The sequence below is a fragment of the Corynebacterium sp. HMSC08C04 genome (genome assembly GCF_001807495.1).
GTDB lineage: Bacteria > Actinomycetota > Actinomycetes > Mycobacteriales > Mycobacteriaceae > Corynebacterium > Corynebacterium simulans.
Genome location: NZ_KV789195.1, coordinates 1 through 20067, shown reverse-complemented (window position 1 = coordinate 20067; position 20067 = coordinate 1). Strand labels below are relative to the sequence as shown.

The window sequence follows — 20067 nt, the reverse complement described above, 5'->3', positions numbered from 1 at the left end:
ATGTTGCTTCCTCCAGAGCACGTGCTGAATGCATTTCACGCTGGCGCCAATCTCTGCAAGGTCCAAAGTGAGGTTCTGGGGCCGGAGTGGGATCACGGCATCAAGGTAGGTGACGTTGTCTTCGCCCGCGCCAACGAGCTTTCCGGATGGTCCGCCAAGGTCCGTGAGAAGCTCGCCGTAGAAGGCGCGCGCGTGGTGCGGCCGGTCCTTAGCACGGATGCCCGTTTTACAGCTGCGGGCTGGAAGGCCAATCAGTATGTTCCAGGGCAGCTGCGTGGGCGCATCGATGAAACCGCACAGATGGCCTTGCGCTTGGACGCGGCGCTTTCTACATTTCCTATGCCGAATGTTGGCCAGCGTGACGACGTTTTCGCTCGCGCCGAGCGTGCCGCTTGGGCGGAGACAGGGGAGGCCTATTCGGCGGAGCTAACTGATAGCCTCCCCGTGGGCATCGCGCACGTGGACGTGTTGGGCACGACCGTTTACTCTGGGGCGAATCCGCCGGCGCTTGTCGACGTCGTCCCTTCCGCTGCCCCCCGCCCACTGGGCTGGAGCGCGGCACTCGTTATTGTCGACGGCCTGGTAGCCGAGTCTGTGGATGATGGAATTTGTTCGCGCTTTGGACACGTGCCAGGTATGCCGCAGTTGTTGTTGCGTGCCTCAGCTTATCGCCGCTACGTCAATAACTTGCATCCCGCTTCGAAGTCAACCACGCGTTCGAATATTGAAAGGGTCGAAGCTCTGCTGGTGTCCAGGGCATCTGAAATACTAAACGGGTGAGTTACGATCCCCGTTCTACTGCCCGTGTAGGCGTCGTTCTGCCGCCTTCCCCTCAAGTGCGCCTCGTGCCGCGCCATGCCAATTACAGCACGCGCACTTGGGATTTTCCGCTGCCGCAAAAAGGTACCTGGCGCGTTTTAGGCTCGGCCGGTGCCGGCGTTTCCAGCCTGCTGATTGATGTGGTTTTGGAAAAGCTGCGCAGCGGCGCTGATCCTTCGGGCATTCTGGTTGTTTCCACCTCCAAGGAATCTGGCGCCATCCTGCGCCGTGAATTGGCAGAACACCTTGAGGATTACGCGGCGCAGGCCTCCATGGTGCGCTCCGTGCACTCGCTGGCCTTTGCGCTGTTGCGTAAGGCAGCGGACGAGGAGATCCGCCTTGTCACCGGCGCGGAGCAGGACGCCGTCATCCGTGAACTACTCGAGGGCCAAGCCGAAGAACATCGAGGCAGCTGGCCGGCGGAGGTACGGCCGGCACTGACCGTCGGGGGTTTCGCGCGCCAATTGCGCGACCTTCTCTTGCGCGCTATCGAGCGCGGCCAAGGTCCCGATGAGCTTATGGAGTTGGGGAAGAAGTATGACCGGCCGATGTGGACTGCGGCGGGTGAATTCCTGCTGGAATATGAGCGCACCCAACAGCTAGCCGGCCTGCACTCTTATTCGGCGGCGGAGTTAGTCAACGAGGTACTGCTGCGCTCTAGCGCTACCGAAAACCACCCGTGGCACACCATCATCGTCGACGATGCCCAACTGCTTGATCCAACCTCCGGATTGCTTGTGGAAAAGCTCTCGCGTGGGGCGGAACTGACCGTAGTAGCAGGTGACCCTGACCAAGCGGTCTTTGCTTTCCGCGGTGCCAATTCGGAGTTCTTGACTTCTTTTCCCGCAGAGCATGAGCTGGTGCTGGATGAACCGCAGCGTCGTCCAGCGCCTGCCTGCATCAGCATCGTGGACTCGCGCTCGACCTTGCGTGATGTGGTGGCCGATGCGGTGCGCCGCCGGCACTTGGAAGACGGCGTCGACTGGCGCGATATCGCCGTCATCGTCCGCTCTAGCGGAGATATCGGCCAGATTCGCCGCACGCTGCTAGCCGCAGGTGTGCCGGTTCATATCAACCCCACGGACGTAATCTTGGCCGAGCAAAGGCTGGTCAAGTCGGTACTTTTGGCATTACGGGCGCTCGAACATGAACTCAGCAATGCGGAACTCGAAGACCTAGTTACCGGGCCTGTGGGCGGAGCGGATCCTGTAACCTTGCGCCGCCTGATTCGTGGCCTGCGGCGGTGGGCGCCACAAGCGCGCGGCATTGATTCGCTGCGTGGGCTTTTGGAAGGGCAGTTGCCAGATTTCGCGGGGGTTTTGACCGAGCGCGAAGAAACCATCTTGGAGCGCATCCGCGCGATTGTGCAGGCAGGCCGCGCTGCCATTGATGCGCAAGCCTCTATCGAGGAAATCCTGTGGGAGGTCTGGAATGCCACTGGGCTCGATGCTCGTTTGCAGGCGGCTGCGTTGCGCGGTGGTGCAACCGGCTCGCAGGCAGACCGCGACCTGGATGCCATGATGGCGCTTTTTGATGCTGCAGGTGACTACTCTGAGCGCCGTCCCGGAGCTTCGCTCGATTCCTTCCTGCGGCACATCGAAGAACAAGAATTGCCCACCGGCGTGCGTGACCGCCGCAGCGCCATCCCGCAGGCGGTAGAGGTGATTACTGCGCACGGTGCGGTGGGCCGGGAATGGGACACCGTGGTCATCGCTGGCGCTCAGGAAGGTGCTTGGCCTTCCCTCGGTGAGACGGGATCGATCTTTGAGCAGGAAGCGCTAATTGATCTGCTGGATCGGTCGATTACCCCGGGCACGCCGGTAAGCCATGTGGCAAGCCGCTTGAGGGAGGAACGCCGCTTGTTCCACGTGGCCACGACCCGCCATCGTGCGCGTTTGTTGCTCGCCGCGGTCGATGCGCCCGATGCTGACGTGCCCGAAGAGCCGTCGCGCTTTATTAGTGAGTTTGCGCGGCAGGGCAGTGTGGACGTGCCCGGTGCAGTCGAACGCCGGGAAGCAAATAAGCGCCTGCGCGCGGTGCGTTTGCCGCAAGAGTTGGGCCTGCAAGTGGCCGAACCCGAACCGGTATCAGCGCGCGGTGAGCGGGAAATTGACCCGCTCGAGGTAGCGGTGCTTTCGGTGCCTTCTTTCGTAGCCCAATTGCGTCGTGTGGTCATGGATCCTGAAAGCGGGGAGGCCGAGCGCAGTCAGGCGGCACGTCAGCTCGCACGGCTTGCCAAGGCCGGAGTGCCCGGAGCCCATCCTGAGCAATGGTGGGCTGCACGCTCGGTGGCGGTAGCGGAAGAAACGGAAGACTCTGGCACGCCCACTGGCCGTGTCTCGCCATCCCGCGTGGAGGCGCTGTTGCGTTGTCCGCTCAATGCAGTACTTGGAAACTTGAGCGAGGAAGAAGAGACGCCGCTGGCGTTGCTGCGCGGCACCATGGCGCATGCATATCTTGAGGCGCTGGGCCGCGGCGTGGATCCAGAACTTGGCAAAAAGATGGTCAAGGATGCTTTTGGCCTCATCCTTAATGCGCCCAGCTGGAAGCGAGACTCCGAGCTCGCGGACTTTGAGCGCCTGCTTGAGCGCACGCATCAGTGGGCCCTGGACACTGCTTCTACCTTTGAGCTGGTTGGCGTGGAGGTTCCGGTCTCCGTGGAGGTCATGCCGGGAATTAAGGTGGCAGGTTATATGGACCGCCTGGTTAAAGCAGGCGAAGACTACATGGTGGTTGACCTCAAGACGGGCAGCAGCGCGCCGTCTCGTGAGGAAGCCAAAGACAATGCGCAGCTAAAGACCTATCAGCTGGCTTTGGCGCATGGTCAGCTGTGCGACGCTAACGAAGACAAGGCACACGGTCCTGTAATCCGCACGGGTGAGGGTATGGCTCGAGGTGGTGGCGTGCTGGTTTATCCAGGCACTGATCAAAAGTCCATCACCAGCCGCGACCAAGCTGCTGTGCTGCCGGAAGAACTAGAAGAATTCGCTGGGAAGCTGCCCGCGCTGGTAGCTGAACTTTCCAGTCAGCACTTGACCGCCCGGGAAAATGAGTCCTGTGGGCGCTGCGCAATCCGGTCCATTTGTCCCATCCAAGCAGAAGGAAAGCAGGTTTCTGATGAGCTCGCAGACTAAACTTTTAAGCCCCCAGCAACTTGCTGCTGCTCTGGATAAGCCTTTCCCGCCGACGGATGAACAGAGCAAGGTCATCGAGGGCCCGCTCGGTCCGAAGCTGGTCGTCGCCGGCGCGGGAGCTGGCAAGACGGAAACCATGGCCTCGCGTGTGGTCTACCTCGTGGCCAATGGCATGGTGCGCCCAGAAAACGTCTTGGGTCTAACTTTTACCCGCAAGGCAGCTCAGCAGCTTGAGCAGCGCATCCGCAAGCAATTGATGAAGCTGCGAGATTCCCGCATCGTCGCGCCGGATTCTGCAGCGGCGGAAGCGCTGGAAAACATTGCGCCGAAGGTCGCCACGTATGACTCTTACGCGGGTGATTTGGTACGGGAATATGGTCTGCTCATGCCGGTTGAGCCAAGCGCGCGGATTATTACAGACGCAGAACGCTTCGCCATCGCGCACGATGTCGTGCTCAATTACGGCGGCAAGTTATCTGCGTCCCAGTCGGTGGCCACGGTTGCTGAGACCCTGCTCAAGCTTGCACAATCCATCGATAACGCGTTGATGGATCCGGCCGATATCCGGGAGCATGCCCGGATCTTCACTGCCACCGCTTATGACCTAGAGAAGACCCGTAAAAACGGCCCGGAATTCAACAAGGATGTGCAACGGTACCTAGACCGCCAGCAGCTGCGTGTGGAGTATCTTCCACTCGTTGAGGCCCTGAAGGAAGAACAAGCGGCCCGTGGCGTCATCACCTTTGGCGAGCAAATGGCAATCGCCGCCAAGCTGGCCCAGAGCCATCCCGCAGTAGGCGAGCAGCAAAGCCAGCGTTTCAACGTGGTGATGCTCGATGAGTACCAGGACACCTCCCATGCACAGCGCGTGCTTCTTCGTTCCCTGTTCGGCGGCGTGCGCCCAGGCGTATCCGTAACGGCCGTGGGCGATCCAATGCAATCTATCTACGGTTGGCGTGGCGCCACGGCAGAAAATCTTGCGGCCTTCGTAGAGGATTTCCCCCAGGAAGATGGCTCACCTGCACCGAAGGACCAGCTGACCACATCCTGGCGCAACCCACAGCGGGCTTTGGAACTGGCAAACGACGTCGCGGCCAAGCTCTTTTCCGAGTCCGCTGGCCCACGGCCTGTTGATGAGCTGCAGCCGCGCGATGGCGCGCCGGAAGGCGATATCGAGCTGGGGTATTTTGCCTCTGAGCGCGAGGAGCATGAACACATCGCCCAGCATCTCAAGAGCCTTTATGAGCGATACGAGGACCCAAACGATTTCAGCGCGGCGGTGCTTGTACGAACGAATAAGCAATCACCCCTTATCGCACAAGCCTTAGATGACGCAGGCGTGCCGAATGAAATCGTCGGCCTAGGCGGCTTGCTCTGGCAGCCGGAGATTCAAGATCTCATTGCCGTTGCCACCATCCTCGTCCGCCCGCAGGACACCAACGCCGCACTGCGCGTGCTCACCGGGCCCATGTGCGGGCTGGGCGTAAAGGATCTGCAGCAGCTGTTGGCACGTCAACGCAACCTTGCTGGCGGCGATGCAGCGGCATCAGGACGGTTGCGTTGGGAGGGCGGCGACCCAGTCGAGCATCTCGCCGCCCAACTAGCGGAGCTGACTGAAGAAGGCACTGGACAAATCTTGGGCCTGGCCGATGCTTTGGCAGACCTTGGCGAGCGCGAACGCTATAGCGCGCCGGGGCTGGTGCGCATGGAGGAGCTTTCTTCGAAACTGCGCCACCTGCGTACCTACTCGCTGTCTAAGTCTTTATCGGATCTCTTCGCCGACATCGAAGCACTCTTTAATATCCGCACCGAGGTCCTAGCCAGCGGCACGTTGGGCGGCACCACGCACCTGGACGCTTTTGCCGACGTCGTCGCCGATTTCCACGGCGATTCCCTTTCCGCATTGCTGGACTATCTCTCGATGGCACGCGAACGCGAAGACGGCCTTACTCCCGGCGAAGTTCCCGCTGTAGCCGGGCGCGTGCAAATCATGACCGTGCACAAATCCAAAGGCCTGGAGTGGAAGCACGTCTGTGTGCTCCACGCTGACTCCACGAGCTACAAGGGCCAAGCCGAAACCTTCCTCACCTTCGTGGAGAAGGTCCCCGGTGACGAAGACGTCATCGAGCTGGACCCTGATGCTACAAAGCGTTCGGAATTCGGCAAGGCATGTGAGGCCTATAAGGAAAGCGTGCGCCAGAACCAGCGCGAGGAAAGCGCGCGCCTGTTCTACGTTGCGATGACCCGCACCGAGTCCACGCTGACGATTACGGGTTCTGGAACCAACAAGGTCCAAAATAAGTCGAAGAAGGGGCCCTACGAATACCTAGAACTGCTGCGCGCAAAGCATCCTGACTTGGTCCAGCATTGGGACGTGCCCGCTAGCCCCGAGGAGGCTGCCGCGCACGAGGTAACGCTCGAGGGCACTTTCCCAGCGCTGGAAGCTAGCCCGCATGCTGTGCAGGCAGCGGAGACTGTGCTGGAGGCCATGGACAAACTTCCGGAGTTGCGCGCAGGAGAAACCTTTGAGCTTTGGGAACAAGAAGCCGGTGCTTTGATCGAGGAATACGCGGCATTGCAAGCACCCGTCGTGGACGTAGAGCTTCCCACCGAGCTGACGGCTTCCGACATGGTCTCGCTCAGTTCAGACCCCATTCAGTTTGCGCGGCGCCAACGACGTCCCATTCCTTTTAAGCCGAATGCATACGCCAAACGCGGTACCGCTTTCCACGCTTGGCTGGAAGATAGGTTTGGTTCGCCGGCTCTGTTGTCGGAGGATGAACTGCCCGGCTCCGATGAACAGCCTGAGCAGGACTTGGAAGCATTGAAGGAGGCGTTCCTTTCCAGCGAATGGGCGCAGCGCACCCCGGAATATGTTGAGGCGCCTTTTGAAATCACCATCGGTGATTCGGTAGTACGCGGACGCATGGACGCAGTCTTCCGCGAAGCAGACGGCACCTGGTTTATCGTGGACTGGAAAACTGGCCGCCCGCCTAAAGGCGCGGATATGCGCGCGGCAGAGATCCAGCTTGCGGTCTATGCTGAGGCATGGCGGCGCGTGCATAGCACCGAAGACGTACGCGCGGCATTCTTCTATGTCCATGACGGCTATCTCTTTGAACCGCGGGATTTGCCCACCGGAAAGCGGCTGGTGGAGCTTCTTGAATCGTCAGTTTCTGCCTCTGCGGGTTAAGGTATTTAGCCGGTTCGTAAAACGCGGGTCCCATTTTGGCTATGCTCGCGTTAACGCGTGCCGCTAAAGCCACAAAAATCAAAGTTAGAGGAAGACCAAAGTCCAGTGCCGAAACAACGTGCGCAACGCATAAGCCGTCGCTTTAAGGCGCGCTTCATGCCGCAGATTGAGCTGACGTCGCAGCCTGATCACGCGCTCATTGATGTGATCACGGTCCCGCGTGCTGACAATGACAGCCCGTGGAAGCAGCTGGGCAGCCGCGTCCTGTGGGCATTCGCGCTGCTTGTCTTCGTCACCGTCGTGGTCTACTTCGATGGTGATGGCTACAGCGAGAACCTGTCGTTTCTCGATGCTTCCTACTACGCCGCAGTCTCTCTCACCACAGTGGGCTATGGCGATATCGTCCCGGTGACCCCGCAAGCCCGCTTCGTCAACCTGCTCATCGTTACGCCAGCCCGCCTGATCTTCCTTGTTTTGTTGGTCGGCGCGACGCTGTCAGTGCTGACAGATAAAGCACGTCGTACATTCGAAATCCAGAATTGGAGAAAGCAATTGCGCAACCACACTGTTGTTATTGGTTACGGCACCAAGGGCGCGGGCGCCGTCGCTGCTTTGCTGGCTGACGACGTCCCGGCCTCCCAGATCGTGGTCATCGACACCAACCGTGCCTCGCTCGCGAACGCTGAACACCACGGCCTGGTCACCATCTTTGGTTCCGGTACTAAGCAGGACGTCCTGCGCATCGCGGGCGTCGAGAATGCGGCGTCTGTTGTCGTGACTCCGTCCACGGACGATACCGCCGTTCTGTGTACTCTCTCGGTGCGCGAGCTGAACCCGAAGGCAAAGATTGTTGCTTCGGTGCGTGAGTCTGAGAACCGCCACCTGCTGCGCCAATCGGGTGCCGATTCCGTAGTTACCTCCGCGGAGACTGCTGGACGCCTGCTGGGCCTTGCCACCGTAACGCCGACGGTAGTGGAAATGATGGAGGATCTCCTCTCCCCAAACGAGGGCTTTTCCGTCTCCGAACGTGCGGTCCGCGAGTTCGAGGTGGGCTCCAACCCACGTCACCTCGCAGACATCGTGCTGGCAGTGCTGCGTAACAACGAGCTGCACCGCGTGGATACCGCGGATGCTTACTCCCTCAAGCCCGGCGATCGCCTTCTTTACATCAAGCACGAGATGGAGCAGGCAACTGAAGAAGAGGACGAAGAAGACTAGTGTTTCTTCCTGTCACCGAGAGCAACCGAGTACCGGTCGATGACGCGGGTGCGCCGGTCTTGGTCGCGGAGCCCAGCGGCCCCATCCTCGTTGAGGTAGGGGCCGTTCAGGCGTTTTCTATCCCCGATGAATCCGCTACGAAGCTGGGAACGCTCCGTGACGCTGCCTTCTTCGCAGAAAACCCTGACATCCTCAAGGCCATCCATTTAGTTCGCAATCGCCGGGAGACGCGTTTTGATGCGCGTACGGGTGAAGAACTGTACTTCCCAGAACCGGGCGTCGTCGGGCGCTCGCTCCAAGACCCACGCCGCATGGTCTTTCCACGGATCAATCCCGCAGTAATCGGCATTATCTGCTTGGCAGGCACGGATAAGATCCTTCTGGCTCGCAACCGCGTGCGCAATAGCTTCTTCTCGCTCATCGCGGGCTACGTCGAACCGGGGGAGAGCCTGGAGGAAGCTTTCGCGCGGGAAGCGTTGGAGGAGACCGGCAGGCGTGTGCACGAAGTGCGCTATTGGGGCTCGCAGCCTTGGCCGCCTAGTGGCTCGTTGATGATGGGCTTTAGTGCGGTCACGGATGATGTCCAGGCTGTTTGCGATACTGATGGCGAGCTCGAAGAAGTCCGCTGGGTTTCACGCGCTGAGCTGCCGGAATTAAACATTGCCCGCAAGGGCTCGATTGCACACACGATGATTATGGAGTGGTACCACGGTGAATAGGCCGGATTTGTCCCTATTGGACGAGGATCAGCTTGCAGCAGCCACCGCCCCTCGTGGGCCGGTGTGCATCCTGGCGGGCGCGGGCACCGGTAAGACCCGTACGGTTACTTATCGCATCGCCAACATGGTGGACCAAGGTTTCGCTAGCCCGCAGCGCATTCTTGCGGTTACCTTCACAACCCGTGCTGCGGGCGAGATGCGTGACCGCCTCAACCACATGGGAGTCGGCGGTGTTCAGGCGCTGACTTTTCACGCGGCGGCGCGGCGTCAGCTGCGCTATTTTTGGCCGCAGGTGGCAGGTGATTTGCCGTGGGAGCTCGTCGATAACAAGTTCTCCCTCGTTGCCCGTGCGGTGCGCTCGCTGAATCTCGATAATTCGAAGGACTCCATCAGGGATTATCTCAGTGAAATCGAATGGGCTAAGTCCTCGCTGGTTGGGCCAGATTCCTATCCGGAGGTAATCGCCACGACAGATCGCGAAGCGCCTGCTGAACCTGCCAAGGTCGCGGAGGTATTCCGCCGCTATGAGCAGCTCAAGTCCACCCCGGACCGCATGTTCTTGGACTTTGATGACCTGCTCATGCACATCGCTGGCGCCATTGAGAATGTCCCTTCCGTGGCAGAGGTCTTCCGCGAGCAGTACCGCACCTTCGTGGTGGATGAGTACCAAGACGTTACCCCGCTGCAGCAGCGGGTTCTAGATGCGTGGCTGGGTGAGCGCGATGACCTCACTGTGGTCGGCGATGCCAACCAGACGATTTACTCCTTCAACGGTGCCTCACCGGATTATCTGCTGAACTTCTCACGCACCTACCCCAACGCCACAATCGTGAAGCTGCAGCGTGACTACCGTTCCACCCCGCAGGTAACGGACTTGGCCAACTGCGTCATCGCGAAGGCATCTGGCCGCGCTGCCGGTACACGCTTGGAGCTGCAGGGTATGCGCGAGCCCGGCCCAGAGCCGACGTTCAAAGCTTTTGAATCCGAAGAGATCGAGGCAAAGGAAGTCGCGGGCCAAATCCTGACTCTGCTCAACAAGGGCGTTAAAGCCTCTGAGATCGCGGTGCTCTACCGCATCAACGCCCAGTCCGAGCAGTTTGAGCAGGCGCTTGCCGACGCCGGCATTGTCTACCAAGTCCGCGGTGGCGAGGGCTTCTTCCGCCGCCCGGAAATCCTGGAGGCAATCCGCGTGCTCATTGCGGCTACCCGCCGTGAAGACTTGCCGGCGGATCCCGTCGCCATCGCTCGCGCTGCTTTCGTTGAACTGGGGCTTACGCCTAGCGAGCCGCAGGGTGCCAAGGCACGTGAGCGTTGGCAGTCGCTGAATGCTCTCGTGGATCTCATCGAGCAAATTGTCCAAGACCATGAAGGCATTGATTTGAGCGGAGTGCTGGGAGAGCTGCATCGCCGTTCTGAAAATAAGCAGAACCCCACGATGGAAGGCGTCACGCTGGCGACCATCCACGCGGCCAAGGGCTTGGAGTGGGACGCCGTGTTCTTGGTGGGCCTGACGGAGAAGCTGCTACCTATCAACTACGCCATCAAGGCAGGTGACGAGCAGGTGGAAGAAGAACGCCGCCTGTTCTACGTCGGAATCACCCGCGCCCGCGAGCACCTCGCTTTGTCTTGGGCTTTGGCAAAGACCACTGGTTCTCGGGCCTCCCGTGAACGCACCCGCTTCCTTGACGGCTTGGTGCCTGGAATCGAAGAAAGCGCTGGTAGCGGTAGGCGCTATCGCGAGCGCAAGTGCCGGGTATGTGCAGCGCCGTTGAGCAGCCCGGCTGAAAAGGTCTTGGGACGCCACGAGTACTGCGATTACGAGGGCGACGAAGAAGTGTTCTCCGCTTTGCGCGCTTGGAGTGCGAACACCGCCCGCGATGCCAAAGTTCCGGCCTACGTCATCTTCTCCGATGCCACTCTGCAAGCAATCTCTGAGGCTCTCCCGGCTGACGAAGGTGAGCTGCTCGAAATCTCCGGCGTCGGCCCCTCCAAGCTTGAGCGCTATGGTGCGGAAGTTCTGCAGATCATCTCCACGCTGCGCAGCTGAGCAAGTATTCAGGGCAGCAAACTCAGACCTGCATTTTTAGTCAGATGCCGCAGGGAAGCGCCACGATGCTAGCGCTTAGCGCCGCTGGGACTTTTCAAAACAGTAGGGGCACTTCGGATGCTCGAGGACTAGGCGGTATTGGTTGTGGCCGTAAGGGTCTACTTCCAGTAACTCGCCTTGCATGACGCGGCTACTTTTTGCACCAGGTGGGCTGGGGCGGCCTGCAAGCCGTCTTAAAAAGATCATGGTTTGCATGGCAACTGCTTTGATAATGACCTCGTCGGCCTTAGCATCTGCCGTATCCAGCTGGGTGACGACGTTGTGCCACTGCTCATCGCCGTCGATTCGGTGCAGATGCGAGCACATGGGACACGGCCCGCGGCCGGCGGTTCGCAGAGGGCCAATTACACCACGGGCATCAAACATCGACACAGGTAAAAAGTCGCCCTTGCACTTGCGCAGTGTTTCAGCCAGTTCCACCGGCTTATCAAGGAAATCCACCGCTACCACCGGAAAATGCGGGCTGACAGCCTTGATATACGAGTAGGTATTTTCTTGTTCTAGCTGGTTACGCAGCACGAATCCATCCTGGCTGGCGGCTGCCCGTATGGCCTCGGCAAGCGGGCTTTTGCCCAGCACAACCACGCAGCTTCGCGCAGGCTCCGGCCATAAAATGTTGTAACAAATGAGATCCTCAATCAGCGAGCTCGCAGCGGTTTCCTCCATGCCGGCGCGGGTGAGGAGCCGCTGAATACTATCGCGCGTAATGGGCTGGTGGAGGCGAGACAGGGAAGCGATAATTTCGCTTTCCACCTCGACCACCCCCACGCGAGTGGCGTCCATGCCGAACTGAATGACGCCGGGCTCGCGCTCCAGAATGCTTACCCCCGGCGCCAACATGTAGGCAGTCGTTGATTGCTCTTGCGATGCAACTGGCATGCTTTTCCCCCTAAAGCCACGCTCGTTGCTCCCATTCCAGCACAAGTACAATGACCTGTCATGTCGAGTAATGAGAACTCAGGTGTCGCCGTGCGCGTTATCCGTTCCGCAAAGCGCAAGCGGACGGTGCAAGCACGGCTTGTCGACGGCGTCTTAGAAGTCCGGATTCCTTCCTGGATGTCGGCGAAAGAGGAGGCCAAAGCCGTGGCTGACATGCAGGCGAAGGTAGCGCGCAAGCACACCTCGACGCGGCGCTCCGATGCTGATCTGCACGAGCGCGCCGTCCAGCTCAACAAAAACTTCCTCGACGGGCGAGCGAAGATCGGCTCAATTCGTTGGGTGGGCAATCAAAACACACGGTGGGGAAGCTGTACTACCTCTACCGGCGATATTCGCATCACCGATCGCCTCAAGGACGTGCCGGAGTATGTTCTCGATTCTGTCGTCATCCATGAGCTGACTCATACCTTCATCCCCGGGCACGGGCCGGAATTTTGGCAGTGGGCTGACCGCGCGCCGAAAGCGGAGCGGGCCAAAGGATACTTAGAGGCCTACCAGCGCTTTGGCTGATAGGCCTTTAATAGCAACGGGGGAGATAGGCAGTGGCCCTAGGCGTTATTCCTTGTCTTCACCGGAGTTATTGGAATCGCCGTTTTCATCCTGCTCGCGCAGCATTTCTTCAAGCTTTGCGAATTCTTCCTCGAAACCGGAATCGGTGGCATCGTCGAGCAAGCTGTCGATGAAGGCGGCTGGGTTATCGAGGTGCTCTGCCGTAGGAAGGAAGTCTGGGTGGTCCCAAGCCTTGTCGCGCTTGGCAACGCCCACGGCGACTGTCGCGCGACGCCACAGCTCGGCAGCAGCGTCGACCTTCGGCGCAGACAACTCGATACCGACGACCTTGGAAATGGCCTTTTCTGCGGATCCGCCGGTGGCACGGCGATGCGCCCACGCCTCGTTCATGGTGGAGGTGGACGGGATGCGATCTCCCAGTGCATCGTTTACTACCTGATCAACCCAGCCCTCAACGAGCGCGAGCAAGGTTTCCAGGCGGGAGACAGCACCGGCATTGCGGGAGGTGATGCGCGGGGTCAGGTCCATGCCCTGCAGCTTGCTCATCGCATCCTGGATGGCTTGTGGGTCACCGGATTCGAGGTTGAGCTCGCGGGTTGCTTCCTCGATGTGGGAAGTGTCGATGACAAGGCCAATTGCGTACTCCTCGACGGAGGAAACCAGGCGCTCAACCAGCCACGGAACGTGCTTGAACAGGCGCTGGCGGGCGGCCTCGCGGGCGCCAATATAGACCAGAATTTCTTGGCCCGGCACATTGAGATCGCGCGCGATCTTTTGGATGTTGTGTGGCAAAAGCGCGGTGCTACCGGCAGGGGAGACCGGAATACCGAAGTCGGAGCCGGTAAGTGCCTGGGTGGCAAGGTCACCAAGTGCCCGGCCCAACTGCATGCCAAAGTTCATGCCGGACATCTGATTCATCATGTTTGCCATCGGGCCCATCATCTCGCGGGCTTCTTCCGGCATTGACTCCAGCTGCGCATTGTTTATGTGCTCGGCAACTGGGGTAACCAAGCGCTTCCACATTGGCATCGTTGCTTCGAGCCATTCGCTGGAGTGCCATGCCTTGACGCTGCCGGAAGCGGTGGGCAATTCGGTGGCGTCGTCAAGCCAAAGCTCCGCTAGGCGTACGGCTTCTGCTACCGCATTGCTATCGGCACTGCTGATTTCCTTGTCGTTGGAAATCTGCTGGTGCGCGATGCGCTGGGCCATCTCATAGTTGACCGGGCCGGAGCCCTCAGGAGAGTTCATTGAGGAGCCCATGCCAGAAAGCATCTGGCCGAACTGATTAAGAAGGTCTCCTAGACCACCGCCCGCGGCGCTGCCGCCGAAGCCGAAGGCGCCAAACGGGTTCTGGTCGCGGCGCGAGTTATCGTCGTCACCGTCATCATTGTTGGGAAAAGAAAAACCGAATCCGTTGCTCATGCGCTCCAATGTACCGGCTGGCGGTGGGCTGTTTCCATCGCTCGCGCAACGCTGTCAGCGAACAAGGATGAAAACGTTGTAGGCTAATTCCTCGTGAATTCACCAGAAAATCGACGCCTCCGCACGCTCGTTTGGGGCGCTATCCCGGTCATCGTGCTGGGTGGTGCCTTGAGCATCGATCGCATCCCTGGCACGGATATTGCTTTAACCGTGCCTTATGCGGCCGAGGGGCCTGGCCCAACCGTGGATACGCTCAGCGAGGTTGATGGCACTGAGGTCGTGGACGTGAAAGCGCCAAAGACCTATGAGACTTCCGGTCAGCTCAATATGACCACCGTGTCTGTGCGCACCAACATGACGCTGACGCAAGCCTTGGGGCGCTGGATCATGACTGATGACACTCTGGTACCAATCGATACCGTCATCCCGCAGGGGCAGACGGATGAAGAGGTAAACGAGTCGAACGAGCAGGCCTTCACACAGTCGGAGTCGGCTGCGACGGTCGCTGCGATGAATTATCTCGACGTGCCAGTGAAGATCGTGGTGGCGCAGGTTCTAGAGGATGCACCTGCCGCGGGGGTCGTGCGTGCAGATGACGTTATTACCTCCGTTGATGGTGAGAAGGTAACGCAGCCGGGGCAGGTGCAGGACATGGTCCGCGCGAAGAAGCCCGGCGATGAGGTTGAACTCGGCATTGAACGCGGTGGCAAGAAGCTGCAAGAAAAGGTCACGCTGGCGGCGCATCCACACGATGATTCGGTGGCGCTGATGGGCATTTCGATGACCTCGAAGCCTAAGGAAGATATCCAGGTTGATTACAACCTGCAGGACATCGGCGGGCCGTCCGCGGGCATGATGTTTACCCTCGCGGTAATCGACAAGCTTTCTGATGGCGAGCTCAACGGCGGCAAGTTCGTTGCCGGTACCGGCACCATCAGCGAAGACGGCACGGTGGGTCCCATCGGCGGAATCGTGCACAAGGTCGCCGCTTCGAAAGAAGCCGGCGCCGAGCTCTTCCTAGCACCCGCAGACAACTGCGCGGAGGCCACGAGCCGCGACACCGGCGACATGGTTGTTGCCAAGGTGGAGACCTTGGACGATGCCATTAAGGCGATGGATGACTTCGCCCACGGCAAGCAGGTTCAGACCTGCAATTAGATAAGACCGAGCTCTTTAAGACGCTCTTCGGGATCGTCTTGGTCGGTTGAGATCATCTGCTGCATCACGAGACCGTCCTTGTTGTCCACCACGGTCAAGATGGCGGTGTTGCCCAGCATGGACCAGCCGACGACGCGGTCGCCTTCATCCTTGACCACGCGGGAGCTGCGCAGCTCGGTGAGCACCTGCGTGGTTTGGGCGGCCTTGGACTTGTTCTTGAAGAACTGGAACTGGCCGATTTCCGAGCCGGAGCAGTTATAAGAATCTGCGACACCGTTGGGATCACAGCGGTCGAACTGCTGGAAGATCTCCACCGGAACGAGGGTTTCGAAGGTCTCGTAGGCTTCTTCTACCTGCTTGGAGAGCTTTCCGTTGCCCTTCTTTTCGCCCTTGGCAGCAGTCGCAGAAGCGGAGGCGGACTCGCTTGCGCCAGATTCTGTTTCCTCGGAGGTGGTGGACTCGGCCGATGATTGCTCAGATGAAGTGGTAGTAGCGGTGCTTTCCGACGTCTTCGGGGTCGGGGTTTCAGCCTCCTGGCTGGTAGCTACAGGAGCAGCCGGTGCGGGCTGGCTAGCCTCCTGGCCGTCCCCACACGCCGCGAGGGAGCAACTTGCAGCAAACAGTCCAGCTGCTACGCAGGCGGTGCGGGCGGACAAGGAATTTCGCACGAGGTACTCCTTCAAAGCTGTGAGTTCAAAAGACAGTATTGAGACTTCAGGTGTAGAGAAATTTGGGTCTAAGACACTTAGTGCCTCAGTTTAGTCGAGTTCATCGGGATCTTGTTCGAGCCCGTAGCGCAATGCGGCGATGACACCCGGTGCCACGTCTGGGCCGCCGCGCAGCTGGATATCGTCTTGTGCAAACGGGCCGGCTGCTTCCAGTTCTTCCTCGGTTGGGCGCACCTGCAGCAGGGTCAGTTCGACGCCTTCCTCACGCAGCACGCCGGAGAAAAGGCGTGCAGGACGCGGGCTAGAGTCTGCGCTCTGGCCAGCCTCAGCGGAGGTGTCGCGGAACTTAATCTCTTGGGCCAAGATGACGCCGGCGATCTCGTGTGGCCAGACCACGCGGGAGACATAATCGGCTAGCTGCTCGGAGCCGGGCTCGATGTTTTCCGGGATATTGTCCTGCACGATAAGGGTAAGCGGGGAAGCGTCTTCCTCGTTGAGCTCTGCCAGCTGGTCCGCGACCAAGGAAGTTGGCACCAAAGCGAAAAGGGTAGGGGGTGCCTCCCAGCCCTCAGCGTGGACAAATTCCACTGCTTCACGCATGGCTTTGTTTAATGCTGGCTGAGAAAGCTCGGGGGAACTCATGAGACTCCTTATTCGTTAACTGTGTATTGCTTCCCTAAGCTGGAAGACTATACCGCTTATATTCGCACGATTTTGATTGGAGCTGGCGTTGGCCTCTGGTATCTCCCGACCCGCTGCCCCAATGAAGCGACCTCCCAGGGGCTTGTCCTGGACGGTCGCTATCATTGCCGCCTTACTGTTCATCGGCCCATTGTTAGTGGGCTTTTATACAGATTGGAAGTGGTTCGGCGCAATTGAATACCGTGGTGTCTTTACCACCACCTTGGTAGCGCGAATCCTGCTTTTTGTCATCTTCGCAGTGGTATCGGCAGGCGTGGTTTATGCCGCGGGCCGCGTTGCGTGGCGTGGCCGCCCCGAGAGCTTAGATTTTAATGATCTAAATTCGCCGGTTTACCAGTACCGTCGTTCCATCGAAAAGACCATGGGCGTGTTCCTAAAGGTTATCCCGCTGTTGGTCGGTGTGGTGGCAGGCCTGATGGGGCAGGCTTCATGGCGCCAGTTCATGCTCTTTTTAAACGGACAGGATTTCGGCGTTGATGATCCGCAGTTCCACAAGGACTTGGGCTTCTATGCCTTCCAGCTGCCGGTGTGGAACATCATCGTTTCGGCGTTTTCGATGCTGCTTCTGGTGTGTTTCTTGCTGGCGCTGTTTAGCCATTACATTTTGGGCGGCATTCGCATCGGCAACCGTGCCTCCGGTGTGCGCGGCTCCATTTCTCGCCCGGCCCGCGTGCAGCTAGCGGTAACCGGTGGCCTATGGATGCTGCTGCAGGTAGCAGGCTACTGGTTGGATCGTTATCAGCTTCTGTACAACCAACACTCGCTGTTTACCGGCGGCTCCTACACCGACATCAATGCTTACCTGCCGGCCAAGATCATTCTGATGGTCGTCGGCGTCGTCGTAGCAGTGGCGATTTTCGCTGCGGTGGTAATCAAGGATCTGCGTATCCCTGCACTTGCAGTGGTGCTGATGTTGCTTTCCTCTGTCATCATCGGTCAGGCTTGGCCGCTTTTGATGGAGCGCTTTTCCGTCAACCCGAACCGCCAGGCAAAGGAAGCGGAATACATCGCCCGCAATATTGAATCCACCCGCTATTCCTACGGGCTCACGGATGAGCAGGTTACCTATGAGGAGAACTGGGGAGCAGAGGAAGTAGCGGATTCTAAGGTGGCTTCGGATTCCTCCACGATTTCGAACCTGCGCTTGTTGGATCCGGATATCTTGGCGCCAACCTTTACCCAGATGCAGCAGCTGAAGAACTTCTATGGTTTCCCAGAGACCTTGGCGATGGACCGTTACACCGTGGACGGTGAACTGCGCGACTTCGTGGTCGCCGCACGTGAGCTGGATCCGAATGAGCTGCAGGAAAACCAGCAGAACTGGATCAACCGCCACACGGTTTATACCCACGGAAACGGCTTCGTTGCAGCCCAAGCAAACACGGTCGACGAGGTTGCGCGCGACGCCGGCTCTGCCCGCGGCGGATTCCCAATCTTTACCGTCTCCGATCTGCAAACCCAGCAGGGCAAGCAGCATGAGGGTGAAGGCGAGACCAAGGACGCCGAGAAGTCCCTGGGAATCAAGGTGGACCAGCCGCGCACCTACTATGGTCCGGTCATTGCCGGCGCACGCGATGGGCGTGACTACGCCGTAGTGGGCGAGACCGGTGATAAGCCAGTTGAGTACGATACCGATTCCACCACTTACACCTATGACGGTAAGGGCGGCGTTGAGATCGGCAATATTGTGGACCGCACCGCGTATGCGCTGAAGTACCAGGAGATGAACCTGCTGCTGTCTGACCGCGTGGGCTCCGAATCTAAGATTCTCTACGACCGCGACCCGCGCAAGCGCGTGGAAAAGGTAGCGCCGTGGCTGACCACCGATTCTGCCACCTACCCAGCCGTCATTGACGGCCGCATCAAGTGGATTGTGGATGGTTATACAACGCTTGAGTCCCTGCCTTATTCACAGCGCACCTCGCTGACAGATTCCACGCAGGATACGCAGAACCCGAACGGCACCAGCCAGCGGCTTATCAACGAGCAGGTGGGTTATATCCGCAACTCTGTGAAGGCTACTGTCGACGCTTATGACGGCTCCGTGGATCTCTTTGAGTTTGATGACCAGGACCCAGTTCTGAAGGCCTGGGAGGGCGTATTCCCGGGCGTCGTCAAGCCGAAAGCGGTAATCTCTGACGAGCTGCGCGGCCACTTCCGTTACCCGGAAGACATGTTCAAGGTGCAGCGCGATCTGTTGGCGAAGTACCACGTTTCCGACCCAGGCGTGTTTTTTAATAACGATGCCTTCTGGTCTGTGCCAGAAGACCCAACCGCCGGCGAGGCACGTGGTTTGAACCAACCTCCTTACTACGTCATGGCGGCGGATCCGAAGTCCGGGAAGCCAAGCTTCCAGCTGATTACTTCTTACCGCGGTTTGAACCGTCAGTTCCTCTCCGCGCATATGGCGGTGTCCTCGGACCCAGAGAACTACGGTCAGATCACCGTTCGCGTGCTGCCGACGAATACTCAGACCCAGGGCCCGAAGCAGGCGCAGGACGCCATGATGTCTTCTGACCAGGTCGCTCGTGACCGCACGCTGTGGGAAGGCTCGAATGACCTGAACTACGGCAACCTATTGGCACTGCCGGTAGGCGGCGGCGAGATTCTTTACATGGAGCCTATTTACTCGCAGCGTAAGGACCAGGAATCCGCGTTCCCGAAGCTGCTGCGCGTGCTCGTTTCCTACAAGGGTCGCGTGGGTTATGCCCCGACTATCGGTGAGGCCCTCGACCAGGTGGGCATCGATCCTAAGTCCGCGCAGGACATCACTGAGATCGACGGCGACGGCAGTGCAGCTGACGCGAAGAAGGACTCCGGTGAGGACTCCAAGTCTAAGGATGAGGGCAAGGCTTCGGCTCCTGCCTCGGCACCGGCGGCCTCTAGTGAGGCTGATGCCATTGAAGGCATCAACAAAGCACTCGACAACGTAGAGAAAGCCCGCAACGGTTCCTTCGAGGAATACGGCAAGGCTCTCGACGAGCTCGACCAGGCTGTTGAGGCCTACAAGAAGGTCGAGTCGAAGTAGGCAAGTAGAAAATACTGCCTAGATAAACGCGAATGGCCACCTGCCCAGGGGATTTGGGTGGGTGGCTATCTGTCTGTATAGTTACAGAGGTCGCCGACGAGAGCGGTTATGAAAAAATAATCAGTCTCGTTAAAGCGTAGATGTTCGGAAGTTCATCACATCGCGGGGTGGAGCAGCTCGGTAGCTCGCTGGGCTCATAACCCAGAGGTCGTTGGTTCGAATCCAGCCCCCGCTACCAACTTCCAAGCCCCTACCAGGAGAAACACTGGTAGGGGCTTTAGTTATTTCTCTTAAGGCGCACGTCCTGGGACTCAAATCGGGACTTTAGCGATGGCTTTTTGTGGGTTAAGTAGCAGAATGTGTGTCCGTTCGGCGTGTTGCGGGGCGGGTACACGGTTAGTTACTTCATGGGGTCTTTTCTGATTCCTATCGAGTGTTCGTACTCGGTTG

General features: G+C 59.1%; 13 protein-coding genes and 1 tRNA gene. 10 read left to right on the top strand and 4 right to left on the bottom strand.

Going from position 1 to position 20067, the window contains the following annotated elements; genetic code table 11:
* From HMPREF3169_RS01445 to HMPREF3169_RS01420, 6 genes are all read left to right on the top strand, one after another.
* On the top strand, positions 1 to 780 hold the full coding sequence (locus HMPREF3169_RS01445; protein WP_070455491.1) for a hypothetical protein: 780 nt from the start codon (positions 1 to 3) through the stop codon (positions 778 to 780).
* Entirely contained in the window at positions 777 to 3953 is a 3177-nt protein-coding gene (locus tag HMPREF3169_RS01440; protein WP_246815577.1) for an ATP-dependent DNA helicase, read from the top strand. The genes HMPREF3169_RS01445 and HMPREF3169_RS01440 overlap by 4 nt, the downstream gene beginning before the upstream one ends.
* Positions 3937 to 7146, top strand: a complete 3210-nt coding sequence (locus HMPREF3169_RS01435) for an ATP-dependent helicase (protein ID WP_070455490.1) — start codon at positions 3937 to 3939, stop codon at positions 7144 to 7146. Before HMPREF3169_RS01440 ends, HMPREF3169_RS01435 begins: the two co-directional genes overlap by 17 nt.
* A 156-nt stretch (positions 7147 to 7302) precedes the next feature.
* Positions 7303 to 8364 carry a potassium channel family protein gene (locus HMPREF3169_RS01430; RefSeq protein WP_235591302.1) on the top strand — a complete coding sequence of 354 codons (1062 nt, stop codon included), beginning with the start codon at positions 7303 to 7305 and terminating at the stop codon, positions 8362 to 8364.
* Positions 8364 to 9083 carry an NAD(+) diphosphatase gene (locus tag HMPREF3169_RS01425; protein ID WP_070455489.1) on the top strand — a complete coding sequence of 240 codons (720 nt, stop codon included), beginning with the start codon at positions 8364 to 8366 and terminating at the stop codon, positions 9081 to 9083. The genes HMPREF3169_RS01430 and HMPREF3169_RS01425 overlap by 1 nt, the downstream gene beginning before the upstream one ends.
* The gene (locus HMPREF3169_RS01420) at positions 9076 to 11130 is read left to right on the top strand and encodes an ATP-dependent DNA helicase UvrD2 (RefSeq protein ID WP_070455487.1); all 2055 of its coding nucleotides are present in this window, start codon (positions 9076 to 9078) and stop codon (positions 11128 to 11130) included. The genes HMPREF3169_RS01425 and HMPREF3169_RS01420 overlap by 8 nt, the downstream gene beginning before the upstream one ends.
* Positions 11131 to 11205: 75 nt before the next feature.
* On the opposite strand, the gene HMPREF3169_RS01415 is transcribed toward HMPREF3169_RS01420, so the two are convergent.
* Positions 11206 to 12069 carry a hypothetical protein gene (locus HMPREF3169_RS01415; RefSeq protein ID WP_062035655.1) on the bottom strand — a complete coding sequence of 288 codons (864 nt, stop codon included), beginning with the start codon at positions 12067 to 12069 and terminating at the stop codon, positions 11206 to 11208.
* A gap of 60 nt (positions 12070 to 12129) precedes the next feature.
* Between HMPREF3169_RS01415 and HMPREF3169_RS01410 the strand changes: the two genes are divergently transcribed.
* On the top strand, positions 12130 to 12639 hold the full coding sequence (locus HMPREF3169_RS01410) for a M48 metallopeptidase family protein (RefSeq protein WP_062035654.1): 510 nt from the start codon (positions 12130 to 12132) through the stop codon (positions 12637 to 12639).
* A 45-nt stretch (positions 12640 to 12684) separates the two neighbouring features.
* Here HMPREF3169_RS01410 and HMPREF3169_RS01405 read toward each other — a convergent pair whose 3' ends face one another.
* Complete coding sequence (locus HMPREF3169_RS01405) at positions 12685 to 14061, bottom strand: zinc-dependent metalloprotease (RefSeq protein ID WP_070455485.1); 1377 nt, start codon at positions 14059 to 14061, stop codon at positions 12685 to 12687.
* Between the two features lie 93 nt (positions 14062 to 14154).
* Between HMPREF3169_RS01405 and HMPREF3169_RS01400 the strand changes: the two genes are divergently transcribed.
* A complete protein-coding gene (locus HMPREF3169_RS01400) occupies positions 14155 to 15219 on the top strand; it encodes a YlbL family protein (protein ID WP_061921055.1) in 1065 nt (354 codons plus the stop codon).
* On the opposite strand, the gene HMPREF3169_RS01395 is transcribed toward HMPREF3169_RS01400, so the two are convergent.
* Positions 15216 to 15887, bottom strand: a complete 672-nt coding sequence (locus HMPREF3169_RS01395; protein WP_246815576.1) for a beta-N-acetylglucosaminidase — start codon at positions 15885 to 15887, stop codon at positions 15216 to 15218. The genes HMPREF3169_RS01400 and HMPREF3169_RS01395 overlap by 4 nt on opposite strands.
* A 90-nt stretch (positions 15888 to 15977) precedes the next feature.
* Positions 15978 to 16529 carry a PPA1309 family protein gene (locus HMPREF3169_RS01390; RefSeq protein WP_061921059.1) on the bottom strand — a complete coding sequence of 184 codons (552 nt, stop codon included), beginning with the start codon at positions 16527 to 16529 and terminating at the stop codon, positions 15978 to 15980.
* 121 nt (positions 16530 to 16650) lie between these two features.
* On the opposite strand from HMPREF3169_RS01390, the gene HMPREF3169_RS01385 reads away from it, so the two are divergent.
* Together HMPREF3169_RS01385 and HMPREF3169_RS01380 are read left to right on the top strand one after the other, a co-directional pair.
* Positions 16651 to 19617 carry a UPF0182 family protein gene (locus tag HMPREF3169_RS01385; RefSeq protein ID WP_070455483.1) on the top strand — a complete coding sequence of 989 codons (2967 nt, stop codon included), beginning with the start codon at positions 16651 to 16653 and terminating at the stop codon, positions 19615 to 19617.
* 161 nt (positions 19618 to 19778) lie between these two features.
* Positions 19779 to 19855, top strand: a tRNA-Met gene (locus HMPREF3169_RS01380).
* Positions 19856 to 20067: the final 212 nt, after the last annotated feature.

What these genes read in the sequence shown, in the direction of transcription:
- HMPREF3169_RS01405 (WP_070455485.1), bottom strand. Translation starts at nt 14,061, where the DNA reads ATGAGCAACGGATTCGGTTTTTCTTTTCCCAACAATGATGACGGTGAC.
- HMPREF3169_RS01410 (WP_062035654.1), top strand. Translation starts at nt 12,130, where the DNA reads ATGTCGAGTAATGAGAACTCAGGTGTCGCCGTGCGCGTTATCCGTTCC.
- HMPREF3169_RS01415 (WP_062035655.1), bottom strand. Translation starts at nt 12,069, where the DNA reads ATGCCAGTTGCATCGCAAGAGCAATCAACGACTGCCTACATGTTGGCG.
- HMPREF3169_RS01430 (WP_235591302.1), top strand. Translation starts at nt 7,303, where the DNA reads ATGCCGCAGATTGAGCTGACGTCGCAGCCTGATCACGCGCTCATTGAT.
- HMPREF3169_RS01385 (WP_070455483.1), top strand. Translation starts at nt 16,651, where the DNA reads ATGAAGCGACCTCCCAGGGGCTTGTCCTGGACGGTCGCTATCATTGCC.
- HMPREF3169_RS01390 (WP_061921059.1), bottom strand. Translation starts at nt 16,529, where the DNA reads ATGAGTTCCCCCGAGCTTTCTCAGCCAGCATTAAACAAAGCCATGCGT.
- HMPREF3169_RS01445 (WP_070455491.1), top strand. Translation starts at nt 1, where the DNA reads ATGTTGCTTCCTCCAGAGCACGTGCTGAATGCATTTCACGCTGGCGCC.
- HMPREF3169_RS01435 (WP_070455490.1), top strand. Translation starts at nt 3,937, where the DNA reads ATGAGCTCGCAGACTAAACTTTTAAGCCCCCAGCAACTTGCTGCTGCT.